The organism is Streptomyces sp. NPDC088794 (assembly GCF_044750545.1).
GTDB lineage: Bacteria > Actinomycetota > Actinomycetes > Streptomycetales > Streptomycetaceae > Streptomyces.
This window is the reverse complement of record NZ_JBIVKB010000002.1, coordinates 39,410-55,299: the sequence shown is the minus strand read 5'-3', so window position 1 is coordinate 55,299 and position 15,890 is coordinate 39,410. Positions and strand designations below refer to the sequence as shown.

Annotated in this window: 14 protein-coding genes and 2 tRNA genes; 10 read left to right on the top strand and 6 right to left on the bottom strand. The window is 70.4% G+C overall.

What is annotated here, in order from left to right; translation table 11 throughout:
* The first annotated feature begins 7 nt into the window (after positions 1–7).
* Together ACIP6U_RS04840 and ACIP6U_RS04835 are read left to right on the top strand one after the other, a co-directional pair.
* Complete coding sequence (locus tag ACIP6U_RS04840; protein WP_401713065.1) at positions 8–688, top strand: AIM24 family protein; 681 nt, start codon at positions 8–10, stop codon at positions 686–688.
* A gap of 18 nt (positions 689–706) precedes the next feature.
* A complete protein-coding gene (locus ACIP6U_RS04835; protein WP_401713062.1) occupies positions 707–1,462 on the top strand; it encodes an AIM24 family protein in 756 nt (251 codons plus the stop codon).
* Positions 1,463–1,534: 72 nt separating this feature from the next.
* Here ACIP6U_RS04835 and ACIP6U_RS04830 read toward each other — a convergent pair whose 3' ends face one another.
* A complete protein-coding gene (locus ACIP6U_RS04830; RefSeq protein ID WP_401713060.1) occupies positions 1,535–2,056 on the bottom strand; it encodes an NUDIX hydrolase in 522 nt (173 codons plus the stop codon).
* The gene (locus ACIP6U_RS04825) at positions 2,053–3,498 is read right to left on the bottom strand and encodes a zinc-dependent metalloprotease (RefSeq protein ID WP_401713057.1); all 1,446 of its coding nucleotides are present in this window, start codon (positions 3,496–3,498) and stop codon (positions 2,053–2,055) included. The genes ACIP6U_RS04830 and ACIP6U_RS04825 overlap by 4 nt, the downstream gene beginning before the upstream one ends.
* A 192-nt stretch (positions 3,499–3,690) precedes the next feature.
* Between ACIP6U_RS04825 and ACIP6U_RS04820 the strand changes: the two genes are divergently transcribed.
* The 4 genes from ACIP6U_RS04820 (at position 3,691) to ACIP6U_RS04805 (ending at position 6,877) form a co-directional block, all read left to right on the top strand.
* A complete protein-coding gene (locus ACIP6U_RS04820; protein WP_401713054.1) occupies positions 3,691–4,803 on the top strand; it encodes an SDR family oxidoreductase in 1,113 nt (370 codons plus the stop codon).
* A 111-nt stretch (positions 4,804–4,914) separates the two neighbouring features.
* Positions 4,915–5,376 carry a molybdenum cofactor biosynthesis protein MoaE gene (locus ACIP6U_RS04815; protein WP_401713051.1) on the top strand — a complete coding sequence of 154 codons (462 nt, stop codon included), beginning with the start codon at positions 4,915–4,917 and terminating at the stop codon, positions 5,374–5,376.
* 173 nt (positions 5,377–5,549) lie between these two features.
* Positions 5,550–5,714, top strand: a complete 165-nt coding sequence (locus ACIP6U_RS04810) for a hypothetical protein (protein ID WP_401713048.1) — start codon at positions 5,550–5,552, stop codon at positions 5,712–5,714.
* A gap of 68 nt (positions 5,715–5,782) precedes the next feature.
* A complete protein-coding gene (locus ACIP6U_RS04805; protein ID WP_401713046.1) occupies positions 5,783–6,877 on the top strand; it encodes a PDZ domain-containing protein in 1,095 nt (364 codons plus the stop codon).
* A 35-nt stretch (positions 6,878–6,912) separates the two neighbouring features.
* On the opposite strand, the gene ACIP6U_RS04800 is transcribed toward ACIP6U_RS04805, so the two are convergent.
* Complete coding sequence (locus ACIP6U_RS04800; protein WP_401713043.1) at positions 6,913–7,455, bottom strand: PPA1309 family protein; 543 nt, start codon at positions 7,453–7,455, stop codon at positions 6,913–6,915.
* 164 nt (positions 7,456–7,619) lie between these two features.
* Between ACIP6U_RS04800 and ACIP6U_RS04795 the strand changes: the two genes are divergently transcribed.
* The 4 genes from ACIP6U_RS04795 (at position 7,620) to ACIP6U_RS04780 (ending at position 12,932) form a co-directional block, all read left to right on the top strand.
* Positions 7,620–10,589, top strand: coding sequence for a UPF0182 family protein (locus tag ACIP6U_RS04795; protein WP_401714392.1), 2,970 nt, complete (start codon positions 7,620–7,622; stop codon positions 10,587–10,589).
* Positions 10,590–10,669: 80 nt separating this feature from the next.
* Positions 10,670–10,743 (top strand) — tRNA-Met (locus ACIP6U_RS04790).
* Between the two features lie 205 nt (positions 10,744–10,948).
* Positions 10,949–12,766 (top strand): tetratricopeptide repeat protein, encoded by a 1,818-nt coding sequence (locus tag ACIP6U_RS04785; protein ID WP_401713040.1) that lies wholly within the window; start codon positions 10,949–10,951, stop codon positions 12,764–12,766.
* A 92-nt stretch (positions 12,767–12,858) separates the two neighbouring features.
* Positions 12,859–12,932 (top strand) — tRNA-Met (locus ACIP6U_RS04780).
* 58 nt (positions 12,933–12,990) lie between these two features.
* Here ACIP6U_RS04780 and ACIP6U_RS04775 read toward each other — a convergent pair.
* The 3 genes from ACIP6U_RS04775 to ACIP6U_RS04765 are packed head-to-tail and all read right to left on the bottom strand — an operon-like array spanning position 12,991 to position 15,781.
* The gene (locus ACIP6U_RS04775; RefSeq protein ID WP_401713037.1) at positions 12,991–14,154 is read right to left on the bottom strand and encodes an ABC transporter substrate-binding protein; all 1,164 of its coding nucleotides are present in this window, start codon (positions 14,152–14,154) and stop codon (positions 12,991–12,993) included.
* Positions 14,151–15,017 carry an ABC transporter permease gene (locus ACIP6U_RS04770; RefSeq protein WP_401713034.1) on the bottom strand — a complete coding sequence of 289 codons (867 nt, stop codon included), beginning with the start codon at positions 15,015–15,017 and terminating at the stop codon, positions 14,151–14,153. Before ACIP6U_RS04770 ends, ACIP6U_RS04775 begins: the two co-directional genes overlap by 4 nt.
* Positions 15,014–15,781 carry an ABC transporter ATP-binding protein gene (locus ACIP6U_RS04765; protein WP_401713031.1) on the bottom strand — a complete coding sequence of 256 codons (768 nt, stop codon included), beginning with the start codon at positions 15,779–15,781 and terminating at the stop codon, positions 15,014–15,016. The genes ACIP6U_RS04770 and ACIP6U_RS04765 overlap by 4 nt, the downstream gene beginning before the upstream one ends.
* Positions 15,782–15,890 lie beyond the last annotated feature (109 nt).

Below are 15,890 nucleotides of genomic sequence, written 5' to 3'. Positions count from 1 at the left end.
GCCCGTCATGAACCAGCCGCTCGCGGGCTTCGCCCCCGCACCCGTCACCGCCCGGATGGAGAACCACGGCAACCACATGCTGAAGGTCGCCATGCAGTCCGGAAGCGACCTCTTCGCGCGCGTGGGCTCGATGGTCGCCTACGAAGGCTTCATCCAGTACGAGCCCAACCCGCCCGCCGTCCGCCAGATCGCCCGCGACTGGATGACCGGCGAGGGCGCTCCGCTGATGAAGTGCTCCGGCGACGGTCTGCTCTACCTCGCCGACTACGGCGCGGACGTCGTCGTCATCAACCTCAACGGCGACGGTATCTCCGTCAACGCCACCAATCTGCTCGCCTTCGACAGCCACCTCACCTGGGGTGTCGAGCGGGTCAAGGGCCTGGCGAAGTTCGCCGGACAGGGCCTGTGGAACACCAAGATCACCGGTTCGGGCTGGGTCGCGCTGACCTCCCGGGGCAAGCCGATCGTCGTCGACTGCGGCGGCGGCGAGGACGAGACGTACGTCGACCCCGACGCGCTCGTCGCCTGGTCCCCGAACCTCAAGGTGAAGGGCAAGCGCAGCTTCAAGGCGCAGTCACTGATCGGCCGCGGCAGCGGGGAGGCCTACCAGATGGCCTTCTCCGGTCAGGGCATCGTCGTCGTCCAGCCCAGCGAGGACAGCACCGACCGCCTCCGGGTCCGGGGCTGAGGGGGAGCCAGAACCGTCATGCAGAGCTCGCTTTTCGCCTACAACGACCAGCAGACCCAGGAACGCTGGAGCCTGCAGAACAAGCAGATGCTGCGCGTCACCCTGGAGGGTCACGACGACATCCTCGCCCGCAAGGGCACGATGGTCGCCTACCAGGGGCTCGTCGAGTTCGACGCCGAGTACCAGAACACCCAGCAGGCGTACGCGCGTGCCGCCACCGGCGAGGGTCTCAACCTGATGCGCTGCCACGGGCAGGGCACGGTCTACCTCGCCAACCTCGCCCAGCACGTCCATGTGATGGACGTCGAGCAGGACGGACTCACCGTCGACAGCAGCTATGTGCTGGCGATGGACTCCTCGCTGCACCACGAGGTCATCGCCGTCGACAGCCAGTACGGCATCTCCGGCTCGGGCAAGTACCAGCTCAACATCACCGGCCGCGGCCGGGTCGCCCTGATGACCTCGGGCGCGCCCCTGCTGATGCAGGTGACGCCCGACAAGTACGTCAACTGCGACGCCGACGCGATCGTCGCCTGGTCGACCGGCCTGCGCGTGCAGATGCAGGCCCAGACGCACTCCTCCGGGGTGTGGCGCCGGCGCGGCAACACCGGTGAGGGCTGGGAGCTCAGCTTCATGGGCAGCGGGTTCGCACTCGTCCAGCCCAGCGAGCTGCTGCCGCCGCAGCACACCCAGATCGGCGGCGGCCTCGCCGCGCAGTACGGCATGGGGCAGCAGGGGGCGCGGGCGCAGAACCAGGGCAACGTCTGGAGCTGAGCCTCCAGGAGTCCGACGCAACAGGAGCACGACGGTAAGGGGCGCCGGCCATCGCGGGCGCCCCTTACCCGTTCACAGCCTGGCGCGGGTCGCCTCCATCAGGCGCACGACCGACTCGTCCGCCACGTCGGCCACCTCGTCGTAGCCGAACCAGCGCAGGTCGAGGGACTCGTCGCTGATCTCCTGCACGGCGCCGGGGGGCGCCAGGACCGCGTACTGCACGTCGAAGTGCCAGTGGCACGGCGCCGGGATCGCGTGGCGGTCCAGCCGGACCGGGCCGCCCGGCAGCAGGGTCAGCCCGGAGATGCCGGACTCCTCCGTGGCCTCGCGCAGGGCGGCCGCCTCCAGGGCGGTGTCCTCCGGCTCGCAGTGGCCACCCATCTGGAGCCACATCCGCAGCTTCTTGTGCAGGGTCAGCAGCACGCGCTCGCGCGAGGGGTCGACCACCAGGGCGCTCGCCGTGATGTGACCCGCGTGGCAGGCCTTCCACAGGCCGTCCGGGTGGGCCTGGAGATGATCCAGATAGGCCTGGCGCAGCTCTTCCTGGCCCTCGTACCCCTTCAGTACGAGGACCGCGTCGTCGTACAGGCTCACTCGCCGTCGTCGCCCTTGACGTCGTCGGTGCCGTCCTTCTCCAGGTTCGGCTTCTCGGCGGAGCCGTCCGCCGCCTCGCCGAGCATCTTGTCGAGCTCGGAGAAGTCCAGCTGCTCGCGGTGCACGAAGCCGTCCGGGTCGTCGAGGTCGGAGGCGGTGGGCAGCATGTCCGGGTGGGCCCACAGGGCGTCCCGGCCGTCGACCCCGCGCGCGTCCGTGAGGGACGCCCACAGGCGGGAGGCGTCGCGCAGCCGGCGCGGGCGCAGCTCCAGGCCGATCAGCGTGGCGAAGGTCTGCTCCGCCGGGCCGCCCGTCGCACGGCGCCGGCGCAGGGTCTCGCGCAGCGCGTCCGCCGACGACAGGCGCGGCTTCGCGGCCGCGTGGACCACCGCGTCCACCCAGCCCTCGACGAGCGCCAGTGCCGTCTCCAGCCGGGCCAGGGCCGCCTTCTGCTCGGGCGAGTCCTCCGGCTGGAACATGCCCTGCTGAAGGGCGTCCTGCAGCTGCTCCGGGTTCTGCGGGTCGAACTGGCCGACCACGTCCTCCAGCTTGGCCGTGTCGACCTTGATCCCGCGCGCGTACCCCTCGACCGCGCCGAACAGGTGCGAGCGCAGCCACGGCACGTGCGCGAAGAGACGCTGGTGGGCGGCCTCGCGCAGGGCGAGATACAGCCGCACCTCCTCCTTGGGCACGCCGAGGTCCTTGCCGAAGGCCTCGATGTTCACCGGCAGCAGCGCGGCCCTGCCCGCCGGGCCCAGCGGCAGCCCGACGTCCGAGGAACCGACGACCTCGCCCGCGAGCACGCCGACGGCCTGCCCGATCTGCGTGCCGAACATGGCGCCGCCCATCGAGCGCATCATGCCGATCAGCGGGCCCGCCATGGCCTGCATCTCCTCCGGCAGGACATCGCCCATCGCCGCGCCGACGCGCTCCGCGACCGGGTCCACGAGCTCCTGCCACGCCGGCAGGGTCGCCTCGACCCACTCCGCGCGGGACCATGCCACCGCGGAGCCGGAGCCCGACGGCAGGGAGGTCGCGTCGTCCAGCCACAGGTCGGCCAGGCGGACGGCCTCCTCGACCGCGGTGCGCTCGGAGGGGCCGACGCTCGCGTCCTTGGTGCCGTCCTCGGTGCCCTGGGCCACGGTCTGGCGGGCGATCTGTTTGGCCATGTCCCAGTTCACCGGGCCGCCCTCGTACGAGAGCATCTGGCCCAGTTGCTGGAAGGCCGCGCCCAGGTCGTTGGGGTTCAGCGAACCGAACATGGCTGCGAGCGGATTGTCCGCACCGGGGCCGCCAAAGCCGCCGGCGCCGGGCAGCCCGCCAAATCCGAACGGGTTGGCCGGGCCCTGACCACCACCGCTCTGCTGGTCCTTCTTCTTGCCCTCGTCGCCGTCGTCCGGCTCCTCCGGCGGAAGGCCGAATCCGAATGGGGTGTCACTCACGGGATTCCTCGGCTGGTAAGGCCACCGGTTGCCTCCGGCGGCACGACTGCCCGATAACACCACCCAGCGTAGACACCGCGGACCGATCGGGCCTCGGTGCTTCGCCGACTCGCGGCCTGCGGCAGGATGGATGCCACCTGGTACGTACGCGTCACTCGCGCTCGTACTGAAGACAACCGCTGGAGACGCCCGGTGAGTTCCCCAGATCCGCAGGTTCGCGCAGCGCGAAACGAATCAACCCCGCCCGCCTTGCGCGGGCCCGTCGTCGCGGTCACCGGCGCCGCGACCGGCATCGGAGCGCTGCTCACCGAGCGGCTGGCCGCCTCGCGGGAGATCAAGCAGGTCATCGCCATCGACGAGCGGCGGGGCGAGTGCGCGGCGGCCCAGTGGCACATCCTGGACGTACGGGATCCGGCCATCGCCGACAAGCTGCGCGGCGCTGACGTCGTCGTGCACCTCGCGCTCGACCTGGACCTGGAGACCGACGCCGCCGCCCGGACGGCGTACAACGTCCGGGGGACGCAGACCGTGCTGACGGCGGCCGCCGCGGCCGGGGTCCACCGGGTCGTGCTGTGCACCTCCGCGATGGTCTACGGGGCGCTGCCGGACAACGAGCTGCCGCTGTCGGAGGACGCCGAGCTGCGCGCGACCGCCGAGGCCACGGGCGTCGGCGACCTGCTGGAGATCGAGCGGCTCGCGCGCCGCGCGCCTAGGGCGCACCCGGGCCTCAATGTCACCGTCGTGCGGCCCGCCGTCCTCGTCGGTGGCACCGACACCGCGCTGACCAGGTACTTCGAGTCGCCCCGGCTGCTCGTGGTGGCCGGTTCACGGCCCGCCTGGCAGTTCTGCCACGTCGAGGACCTGTGCAGTGCCCTGGAGTACGCCGTCCTGGAGAAGGTCGACGGGGAACTCGCCGTGGGCTGCGAGGGCTGGCTGGAGCAGGAGGAGGTCGAGGAGCTCAGCGGGATCCGGCGGATGGAGCTGCCCTCCGCGGTCGCGCTCGGCGCGGCGGCCCGGCTGCACCGCATCGGGCTGACGCCGTCCCCGGCCGGTGACCTGGCCTACACGATGTACCCCTGGGTGGTCAGCGGGAGCCGGCTGCACGACGCGGGCTGGCGGCCGCAGTGGACCAACGAGGAAGTGCTCGCGGAGCTCCTCGAGGAGGTCACCGGGCGGCACACGGTCGTCGGCCGGCGGCTGGGCCGCAAGGACGCGACCGCGGCCGGTGCGGCGGGCGCGACGGTGGCCCTGCTGGGCGCGGCGGCCGTGGTGCGGCGCGCGCGGAAGGCACGGCGGCGGATCTGACCGGCACGCCGCCTGAGGCGTGCGCCCTGTAGGAGGCTCCAAGGCGGCACGCGTGCGTGCCTGGTGAAAGTGCTATTCCGCGTCGTCGCGCGCGTGAGGCACGATGGAGTCATGGCATCCACGAGCGACCACCCCGGTGAGCAGGCCGCGGACGATCCCATCAGGCTGATCGCGATCCGTGACACGGCCCTGTCCGTGGACGAGGTCTTCAAGGCCGTCGGGGACTCCGCCGCCGGCGGGAGCACGTTGTTCGTCGGAACCGTGCGCGACCACGACGGCGGTGCGGACGTCGAGCGGCTCGGGTACTCGTGCCACCCCAGCGCCGAGGCCGAGATGCGGCGGATCGCCGAGAAGGTCGTCGCCGAGTACCCGGTGCGGGCGCTGGCCGCCGTCCACCGCATCGGCGACCTGGAGGTCGGTGACATCGCCGTCGTCGTCGCGGTGTCCTGCCCCCACCGGGGCGAGGCCTTCGCCGCGTCACGGAAGCTGATCGACGACCTCAAGCACGAAGTGCCGATCTGGAAGCACCAGACGTTCTCCGACGGCACCGAGGAGTGGGTCGGCGCCTGCTGACCCCCTTCGGCGCCTGCCGACCGGCGCGCGCCCCCGCGCGAACCACTGCGCGGCCTTCTTGGCGCTCCCTCCGGTTGCGTAACCGGACCCCGGGCATGAGCGTTGTCAGTGCGGCTGGTTAATCTGCTGATCAGTCAGTTCACGCGGACGCTCACCGGGGTTGGGAGGTCGACATGGGAGCGCTTGTCTGGTTGTTGATTCCGTTCATCGCCGCGGTCGGCGCCGGACTGTGGGGCAGTTGGGCCAACCGCACCCGCAGAGTGCGCAGCGACGGCCCCGAGCTGGACGGATACGCGCGGTTCCGCGAGGCCATGGAGAAGTCCGAATCGCACACCTGACGCCCCGGCACCGGGAGCGGGGGTGGGGCTGACGGTGCGCTGACAGTGACGTCCCGTACTGTCATGCCATGCCACGCCGCACCGCGACGATGCTCGCCTCCACCCTGATGCTGATCGCGCTTCTGTGTGCGGGAGTCTTCATCCCCGTGCCGTATTCGGAGATGTCACCGGGGCCGACCGTGAACACGCTCGGGGACCACGACGGCGAGCCGGTGCTGCAGATCTCCGGCCACAAGACCTACGCGGCGACCGGCCACCTGAACATGACGACCGTCCGCGTCACCAGCGCCGACTACCGGATGAACCTCGTCGAGGCCGTGTACGGCTGGCTCGCGCACGACAACAAGGTCGTCCCGCACGACACGCTCTACCCGGACGGCAAGACGGAGGAGCAGTCGACCCAGGAGAACGCCGAGGAGTTCAGCCAGTCCCAGGAGAGCGCCAAGGTCGCCGCCCTGCGGGAGCTGAAGGTCCCGGTGAAGTCCTGGGTGATCGTCTCCACGGTCGTCAAGGACTCCCCGGCCGAGGGCAAGCTGCACGCCGGTGACGTGATCAAGGCCGTCGACGGCACCGCCGTCAAGGAGCCGACCGACGTCGCCGGCCTCGTGACCAAGCATCAGCCGGGCCAGGACGTCGTCTTCACGATCGTGCCGGCCAAGGAGCAGGCCGCCGCCGAGAAGGCGAACAAGACGGCGACCAAGACGCAGGACATCACGCTCACCACCACCGCCTCGGACGACGCCGGTGAGAAGCGCGCGATCGTCGGGATCTCCGCCGGGACCGACCACACGTTCCCGTTCACCATCGACATCAAGCTCGCCGACGTCGGCGGACCGAGCGCCGGTCTGATGTTCTCGCTCGGCATCTACGACAAGCTCACCCCGGGCAACCTCACCGGCGGCAAGTTCGTGGCCGGCACCGGCACCATCGACGACGAGGGCAAGGTCGGCCCGATCGGCGGCATCGAGATGAAGTTGGTGGGCGCGCGCAGCAAGGGCGCCCAGTACTTCCTGACGCCGGCCGACAACTGCAAGGCCGCCGCCAAGGACACCCCCGACGGCCTCACCCTGGTCAAGGTGAAGACCATCGACGACGCCCTCGGCGCGCTGAAGGACATCCGCTCCGGCAAGACCTCCGCCCTGCCGAAGTGCACGACCTCGTAGCCGAACGGACTCCCCGGCACCCCTCGTAGGAGCCGCTAGTCCTCGAACGTGGCCGCCAGTGCCTCCGCGAGGCCCGGTACCAGGTCGCCGCCCGTGAGGACCTCCGCCGGCGTGTCCTTCTCGCGCAGCCGCAGGGCCGAGTCGCGGGCGCCGTCACGCAGCACCGCGACCGTCATCCGGACCTCCTGACGGCTGGGGTGCTCGGCCACCCACTGGGCGAGCTTCTTCTCGTTGAGCCCCTCGGGGACGGACGCCTCGGCGGACGGCGGCAGCATCAAACGCTCCACCGTGAGCGCGCAGCCGACCACCGCGTCGGGCCAGGCGATCGTGCCGAGGAACTCGTCCAGCGGTTTGCCGGCCGGGATCTCCTCCTGCTCGATCGGGGTGAGAGCGGTGACTTCCTGTTCGTCCGTCAGGCCGAGCTGGGCCGCGAGGGCGGGTTCCTGGACCCGCAGCCGTGCGGTGTCTACGAGGGCGAAGAGGCGGGCGGGCTGGTCCCAGCCGAGGCCGGAGACGTACTCGTCGATCTCGAGTACGGCCCGGGTGAGCGGGCTCGCCGCCATGGGAGTGTTGGACATGGTCACAATCCTGCCTCGTTCGTCACCTGAATCGGGAACCGAGTAAACGGTGAGTAAGTTGCATAGGTGTGGGCCCGCGATCACGGGGGGCCACGGAAGGTCCACGAACACGCGGGCCTGACGGATCGACAGCGAACTTCGAGGTGCGCACCTTGGCTTTCCAGATGCCCGACCGCGGCGGAGGCCCGACGGGGCCGCGGATGAGAGTGGGCCGTCCTTCGCGGCGCGTCCGGACCCTGCTCATGACACTGGGGGTGCTGGCCGTCCTCGGCATGGCGTTCACCATGTTCGCGGGCTTCTGGACGGACTGGCTCTGGTATCGGTCCGTGCAGTACTCGTCCGTCTTCACCACCACGCTGTGGACCAAGATCGGCCTGTTCTTCGTCTTCGGCCTGCTGATGGCCCTCGCGGTCGGCTTCAACATCTGGCTCGCGCACCGGCTGCGGCCGCCGCTGAGCGCCATGTCGATGGAGCAGCAGAGCCTGGACCGCTACCGGATGGGCATCGCGCCCTACAAGAGGTGGCTGCTGCTCGGCATCACCTCCCTGGTCGGACTGATCGCCGGCGCGTCGGCGTCCAGCCAGTGGCGCACCTGGCTGATGTGGGTCAACGGCGTGTCCTTCCACCAGAAGGACCCGCAGTTCCACCTCGACGTGTCCTTCTACGCGTTCGACCTGCCCTGGTACCGGTTCCTGCTCGGATTCGGCTTCGCCGCCGCGATCCTCTCCGTGATCGCCGCCGCCCTCACCCACTACCTGTACGGCGGGCTGCGGGTCACCTCTCCGGGCGCGCGTGCCACGGCCGCCGCGACCGGGCACCTGTCGGTGCTGCTCGGCATCTTCGTCGCCCTCAAGGCGGTCGCGTACTGGCTCGACCGGTACGGCCTCGCGGTGAAGTCCAGCGACTTCAAGGCGACGGACAACTGGACCGGCCTGCGGTACGTCGACGCGAACGCCTATCTGCCGGCCAAGACGATCCTGTTCTGCATCGCCGTCATCTGCGCGCTGCTGTTCTTCGCCACCCTGTGGCGGCGCACCTGGCAGCTCCCGGTGATCGGCTTCGGCCTGATGGTGCTCTCGGCGATCCTCATCGGCGGGCTCTACCCGGCGATCGTCCAGAAGTTCCAGGTCCAGCCGAACGAGCAGGCCAAGGAAGCGCCGTACGTCGAGAAGAACCTCAAGGCGACGCGCGAGGCGTACGGCATCGACGACGCCAAGGTCACCGAGTACTCGGGCACCAGCAACACCGCGGACAAGACCAAGCTGCGCGACGACGTCGACTCCACGGCGAGCATCCGCATCCTGGACCCGAACATCGTCTCGCCGACTTTCCAGCAGCTCCAGCAGATCAGGAACTACTACGCGTTCCCGACCAACCTGGATGTCGACCGCTACAGCAAGGACGGCAAGGACCAGGACACGGTCATCGGTCTGCGTGAGCTGAACCTCAACGGCATTCCGAAGAACAACTGGATCAACGACCACTTCCGCTACACCCACGGCTACGGCGTGGTCGCCGCCAAGGGCACCACGGCCGACGCCGAGGGCCGCCCGGTCTTCACCGAGTCCGACCTGCCCTCCAAGGGCGACCTGGGCTCGTACGAGCAGCAGATCTACTACGGCGAGAAGACCACCACGTACTCGATCGTCGGCGGTCCCCAGAAGGAGATCGACTACTCCGACGACAGCGGTGAGAAGACCACCAGCTACACCGGCAAGAGCGGGGTCAACCTCTCCAACCCGATCAACCGGGCCGCGTACGCGGTGGCGTTCAGCGAGCCGCAGATGCTCTACTCCGGCGCGATCGGCGAGGGTTCGCGGATCCTGTACAACCGCACGCCCAAGGAGCGCGTCGAGGCGGTCGCCCCGTGGCTGACCATCGACGGCGACGCCTATCCGGCGGTGGTGGACGGCCGTATCCAGTGGATCGTCGACGCGTACACCACGACCAACGGATACCCGTACGCCTCCCGAACGACCCTCGGTGACACGACGGCGGACTCGCTGACCGCGACGAACAACTCGCGCGCGGTGGTGGCCCAGCAGAACCAGGTCAACTACATCCGCAACTCGGTGAAGGCGACCGTCGACGCGTACACCGGCCAGGTCAAGCTCTACCAGTGGGACACCGAGGACCCGGTCCTGAAGACCTGGATGAAGGCGTTCCCGAACACGGTGAAGGCGAAGTCCTCGATCTCGCCCGAGCTGATGGCCCATCTGCGGTATCCGCAGGACCTGTTCAAGGTCCAGCGCGAGCTGCTCACCCGCTACCACGTCAAGGACGCGCAGACGTTCCTGTCCGGCAGCGAGGTGTGGCAGGTGCCCGACGACCCGACCAACAAGTCGGGCAACGCGGTGCCGCCGTACTACCTCAGTATGAAGATGCCCGACCAGGCGTCCCAGGCGTTCTCGCTGACGACGACCTTCACGCCCAACGGCCGGGACAACCTGAGTGCGTTCATGACGGTCGACGCCGAGGCGGGCAGTACCGACTACGGCAAGATCAGAGTGCTGAAACTGCCGACCAGTACGACCGTCAACGGGCCTAAACAGGTGCAGAGCCAGTTCAACTCCGAACAGGACATCGCCGAGTCGATCAAGCTGCTCAAGGGCGGCGACTCCGAGGTCGAGTACGGCAACCTGCTCACGGTCCCGTTGGACGGCGGACTGCTGTACGTGGAGCCCGTCTATGTGCGCGGTGGCGGGCTCAAGTACCCGCTGCTGAGAAAGGTGTTGGTGACCTACGGAGGCAACACCGCCTTCGAGGACACCCTCGACGAGGCCCTCAACAAGGTCTTCGGAGCGGAGGGTCCGGTCACCACACCACCGGACGACACCACCACCAACCCGCCACCGACGTCCAACAACCCCACGGTCCAAGAGGCGTTGAACGACGCCCAGAAGGCCTTCGACGCCGGCCAGGCGGCCCTGAAGAAGGGCGACTGGGAGGCGTACGGCAAGGCGCAGAAGGATCTGGAGGAAGCGCTGCAGCGGGCCGAGGACGCGCAGTCCAAGGCCGACAAGACCAGCGGCAGCGGTGGTGGGAAGAGCAGCGCCGGTCCCAGCACCAGTCCCAAACCGAGCACCAGTCCCAGCGCCACGAGCAGACCGAGCAGCAGTCCCGGCAGCACCTGACCGGGGCCGCACGGCACTTGACCGGCCGGATGACCGGTCAAGTGCCCACCTCGCACCGTGGTACGGTTGCCACACAACGGCGCGGGGTGGAGCAGCTCGGTAGCTCGCTGGGCTCATAACCCAGAGGTCGCAGGTTCAAATCCTGTCCCCGCTACTGCAGTTCGAAGGCCCGGATCCTTTACGGATCCGGGCCTTCGACGTGTGCGAACGCATGTACCGAGCCCGAGTTGGCCGTGCCGCTGCGGGGAGTTGAGGGAACTGTGTTTGACTTGTCTCTCTGTGGGCATGTCGACAAAACGCTGAAGTGACCTCACTGGCTGCGGTATACCAGGTGTACCCAGGTTGCAGGTGGTGCGACGATGGACGTTATGGGGGACAAGGCAACTCTGTTCGAGACAGGGCGATTTGTGCAGCCCTCCGGGCAGGACGATGCCGTGGAGGCCGCCGAGGAGGCTGCCGAGGAGCTTCGTCAGCGGCTCGCGGCCGAGGCCGGCGACGCCGAGGCGAAGAGTGTCCTCGGGGCCATGTTGCTGCGCCGTGGCGACCTCGACGGTGCCGAGCCCCATCTGCGTGCCGCCACCGCGGCCGGTGACCGTGCCGCCGCCAACAACCTGGGAGTCCTGCTCCACCAGCGGGGATACGCCGACGAGGCCGCCGGCTGGTGGCGGATCGCCGCCGTCGCCGGCTCGGCCGCCGCCGCGCACGCCCTCGGGCGCCACCACCGCGAGCGCGGGGACGAGCCCGCCGCCGAGTACTGGCTGCGCCAGTCCGCCGAGCAGGGCCACCCCCTGGGCGCCTACGCGCTCGCCGATCTGCTGGAGCACCGCGGCGACGCGGGCGCCGAGGACTGGATGCGGGCCGCCGCCGAGCGAGGGCACCGGGAGGCGGCGTACCGACTGGCGCGCGCGATCGACCGCCGGGCCGCGCACGAGAGCGAGACCGGGACCGGGTCCGACAACGGTGCCGCGCTGCTTGCCGAGGCCGAGCGGTTCTACCGGCAGTCCGCCGCGCGCGGGCACCGGCGGGCCGCCCTCCAGCTCGGCGCGATCCTGGAGCGGCGCGGCGAGCTCAAGGAGGCCGGGCGCTGGTACCTGACGTCCGCCAAGGACGGTGAGGCGCGGGCCGCCTGTGCCCTGGGCTTCCTGCTGCGCGACGCCGGCGACACCGAGAGCGCCGCCGTGTGGTGGCTGCGCGCTGCCCAGGACGGCGACGGAAACGCCGCCAACGCGCTGGGCGCCCTGCACGCCGAGCGCGGCGAGACCCAGACCGCCGAGCGCTGGTACCGCGCGGCGATGGACGCGGGCGACGACAACGGCGCGTACAACCTCGGGCTGCTCTGCGCCGAGCAGAGCCGCACCGCACAGGCCGAGCAGTGGTACCGGCGCGCCGCCTACGCCGGACACCGCGAGGCGGCGAACGCGCTGGCCATCCTGCTCCTCCAGGGCGGCGACACGGCAGGCGCCGAGCCCTGGTTCTCCAAGGCCGCGGAGGCCGGCAGCGTGGACGCGGCCTTCAACCTGGGCATCCTGTTCGCGGGCCGCGACGAGGACGAGGTCGCGCTGCGCTGGTACGAGCGTGCCGCGGCGGCCGGACACACCGAGGCGGCGCTGCAGGTCGGCATCGCCCGGCTGCGCGACGGCGACGAGCGCGCGGCCGAGCGGCATCTGCGGTGCGCGGCCGGCGGCGGCAGCCCCGAGGCGGCGTACCGGCTGGCCACCGTGCTGGACGCGCGGCGCCCGCCGGAGCCGGCGCACGAGCTGGGCGAGACGGTGCACGAGAAGACCGAGTGCGAGGAGTGGTACGAGCGCGCGGCCTCCCAGGGGCACCGGCGTGCCCAGGTGCGCGTCGGCATGATGGCCGCGGCCCGCGGCGACGTCGTCGAGGCGGCCCACTGGTACCGGGCGGCGGCCGAGGCCGGCTCCCGCAACGGCGCCTTCAACCTCGGGCTGCTGCTCGTCCGGGAGGGCAGCGAGCCGGAGGCGGCGGTGTGGTGGACCCGCGCCGCCGACGCCGGGCACGGCCGTGCCGCGCTGCGCCTGGCCCTGGTCTACGCGCGGCGCGGCGAGCTGGCCGAGGGACAGCGCTGGGCCGACCGCGCGGTGACGCTGGGGCCGGCCGAGGTGAGCAAGCGGGCGGCCCGGCTGCGGGACGCCCTGGGCCAGGAGCTGTCGGCCTGAACGGCGTAAGCCCTGGTCAGAGGCTTACCTGGGGCTGCCTGTTAATCGATTTGCTTCTGCTCGCGTGGCTGACGTAATGTTGCGTTTACCGACGCGGGGTGGAGCAGCTCGGTAGCTCGCTGGGCTCATAACCCAGAGGTCGCAGGTTCAAATCCTGTCCCCGCTACTGAAGGCCGAAGGCCGGAACTCATCAGGGTTCCGGCCTTCGGTGCGTTCCCGGATGCTCACGGCACGTGGCCGACCGCCTCCTCGTACAGCGACCGGTCCACCGTCTTCGACTCCGGCAGCGGATCGCCCGTCGCGACGCCCTGTGCCCGGTAGGCGGACTGGAGGCGGGTGGTGGTGCCCTCGCGGATCTCCCAGTCCATGCGGAGCGACGGGGTGGACTTCAGGACCGCCTCGTCGGTCTTCAGGAGCTTCGCGAGATAGGCGACGAAGCCGGCGTCCTTCTTGTAGTCGTTCGCGAAGTACGTGTTCACCGTGCGGATGTACGCCCGCAGCAGGGCCACCCCGGCGTCCACGTCGTCGTGCAGCAGGCTGCGGCCGTACAGCATGCCCCCGAGGGGCTCGCCGAGCGGCTGGCCGCCCAGGAAGGCGTATCCGGGCTTTCCGTCGACCTTGCGCCAGATCGGGTCGAGCAGCCAGGCCGAGTCGACGCCGCCGTTCTGGAGGGCGGTGAGGACGTCGGCGGAGCCCAGCTGGCGGTACTGGATCTTGTCGAGGCCGCCGCCGTGCCCCTCCAGGGTCTTCTCCATGGGGTACGCGATCACGGAGCCCTTGCCGATCATCGTGCCGAGGCTGCGGCCCGCGAGCCGGACCCGGTCCGCCGTCTCGCCGTCCTTCAGCCGTGCCCACAGACCGCTCTTCGACTTCGCGGCGGGCGAGAAGTTCCCCGCGACCCACTTGATGTCGAAGCCGCCCTTGACGCCGTTCATCACGGCCGCCTCCGGCGCCGCCCACATCGCGTCGATGTCCCCCTTGGCCAGCAGCGGCAGCGCGTCCGGCGTCGGCAGGACCTTCAGCGTGACGTCCAGGCCCTCCTTCTTGAACTCGCCCTTGTCCAGGGCGACTTCCAGCGGCGCCACGTACTCGGCGCTCAGCGTGCCCGTCGCGATCGTCACCTTCCGCGTCTTGGCGAGGGGTTGCGGGCCGGGCGCCAGCGGCATGCAGCGGGCCGGCAGGCGGTCGGTCGCCAGGTTCGCCGGGTCGGTCCAGGACGTCTTGCCGCAGCCGTCGACGGGCCGGATCGTCCGCCCGCCCGCGCTCGCCGGTGCTCCGGAGTCGTCCGAGTACGGCGTCGACGAGCAGGCCGCCGACGCGAGCAGCGCGGCCACGGTCGCCACGACGCCGTACGCACGAGCCTGCCGACCGTGCACATGCCTTCTCATGACTGTCCCCTTCCCCGGTCCCGAGGTGCCCATGGCGTCAGCAACCGGCCCGCGATCCGGACCAGTTCGGAGAAGAGGACCCCGAGGACGGCCACGCAGACGATGCCGACGAACATCACGTCGTTCTGGAACAGCGCGCGCGAGTCGAAGATCAGGTGGCCCAGGCCGTCGCTCGCGGCGATCTGCTCCGAGGCGACGATGACCAGGACCGCCACGCCCGCCGCGATCCGCGCGCCGACCAGGACCGCCGGCAGCGAGGCCGGCAGCAGGACGTGCCGGAACATCTGCCAGGGCGAGGCGCCGAAGACCCGGCCCGCGTCGAGGTGGCCCGACGGGATCGCGATCACCGCGGACATCGTGGAGATCCAGACGAAGAAGAACACCGTCGCCGCCACCAACGCCACCTGCGGGCCCTCGCCGAGGCCGAACATGTTCAGGAAGACCGGCAGCAGCGCCAGCTTCGGGACGACGTACAGGGCGTCCAGGAGGGGCTCGAGTGCCGCTCTGATCAAGGGCAGTGAGCCCATCAGGAGGCCCAGGGCGTAACCCGCCGCGGTGCCGATCGCGTAGCCGCCCAGCACACGCTTCAGGGTCGCCCACACGTCCGGCCACAGGTCACCGGCGGCGGCCCGGTCCCAGCCGTCGGCCAGGATCGTGGAGGGCGCGGGGTAGACGCGGGCGTCGATCCACCGCTGATCCGCGGCCAGTTGCCACCACAGGATCAGTACGAGGGGTACGGCCACCGCCAGCGACAGCTCCAGGGCGCGCCGGCGGCGGTGGGTGCGTACGGGGTGGAGTTCCTCGGGGCCCGGGCGGCGGACCAGGACCGATTCGGGCTGTCTGCCGGGGGCGATCGTCGTCATGCCGGCACCGCCTCTTTCCGCAGCAGTTCCCACAGTCGGCTCTTGAGGGCCGTGAACTCGGGCGCCGAGCGGATGTCGCCGGTGCGCGGGCGGGGGAACGGCGGGCGGTGCTCGGCGATGATCCGGCCCGGGCGGGCCGACATCACCAGGACGCGGTCGCCCAGGACGATCGCCTCCTCCAGGCTGTGCGTGATGAACAGCGTGGTGGTGCGCAGCGCTTGGGTGATCTCCAGCAGCTCGTCCTGGAGGATCATGCGGAGTTGGGCGTCCAGGGCGGCGAACGGCTCGTCCATCAGCAGGAGTTCGGGCTCGACGGCGAGGGCCCGGGCGATGGCCACGCGCTGGCGCATGCCGCCGGAGAGGGTCGCCGGGTAGGCGTCGGCGAACTCCGCGAGGCCCATGCGTGCCAGCCAGTCGGCCGCGCGGGCGTTCGCCTCACGGCGCGGGACGCGCTGGACGTCGAGGCCGAAGCGGACGTTGGCCTGGACCGTCTTCCAGTCGTAGATGCCGTAGTCCTGGAAGATCATCGCGGCCGGGCGGGGTGACGAGGCGCGGATCGCCAATGTGCCGGTGCTCGGGCGCAGCAGGCCCGCGGCGATCCGCAGCAGCGTGGACTTGCCGCAGCCGGAGGGGCCGACGACGCAGACGAACTCGCCGGGGGCGACGGTGAGTTCGAGCGGGCCGAGGGCGTCGACCGCGTGCGGGGCGCGGCCGAAGACGCGGGTCAGGTCGGTGGCGTGGAGTTTGGGGTGCGGGTCTCCCACGGTTGCTCCTTGCGGAGTTCGTTACGGAGTGGAGGGTGACGGAGTGGAGGGTGCCGCACGACGATATGACGGGTCGTCAGATTGAGGAAGCCTGTAGACGACAACAGAA

Bases quoted from the DNA above. Each gene is read 5' to 3' on its own strand.
- ACIP6U_RS04840 (WP_401713065.1), top strand. From the start codon at position 8: ATGAACCAGCCGCTCGCGGGCTTCGCCCCCGCACCCGTCACCGCCCGG.
- ACIP6U_RS04835 (WP_401713062.1), top strand. From the start codon at position 707: ATGCAGAGCTCGCTTTTCGCCTACAACGACCAGCAGACCCAGGAACGC.
- ACIP6U_RS04815 (WP_401713051.1), top strand. From the start codon at position 4,915: ATGGCATCCACGAGCGACCACCCCGGTGAGCAGGCCGCGGACGATCCC.
- ACIP6U_RS04810 (WP_401713048.1), top strand. From the start codon at position 5,550: ATGGGAGCGCTTGTCTGGTTGTTGATTCCGTTCATCGCCGCGGTCGGC.
- ACIP6U_RS04805 (WP_401713046.1), top strand. From the start codon at position 5,783: ATGCCACGCCGCACCGCGACGATGCTCGCCTCCACCCTGATGCTGATC.
- ACIP6U_RS04800 (WP_401713043.1), bottom strand. From the start codon at position 7,455: ATGTCCAACACTCCCATGGCGGCGAGCCCGCTCACCCGGGCCGTACTC.
- ACIP6U_RS04795 (WP_401714392.1), top strand. From the start codon at position 7,620: ATGCCCGACCGCGGCGGAGGCCCGACGGGGCCGCGGATGAGAGTGGGC.
- ACIP6U_RS04785 (WP_401713040.1), top strand. From the start codon at position 10,949: ATGGACGTTATGGGGGACAAGGCAACTCTGTTCGAGACAGGGCGATTT.
- ACIP6U_RS04775 (WP_401713037.1), bottom strand. From the start codon at position 14,154: ATGAGAAGGCATGTGCACGGTCGGCAGGCTCGTGCGTACGGCGTCGTG.
- ACIP6U_RS04770 (WP_401713034.1), bottom strand. From the start codon at position 15,017: ATGACGACGATCGCCCCCGGCAGACAGCCCGAATCGGTCCTGGTCCGC.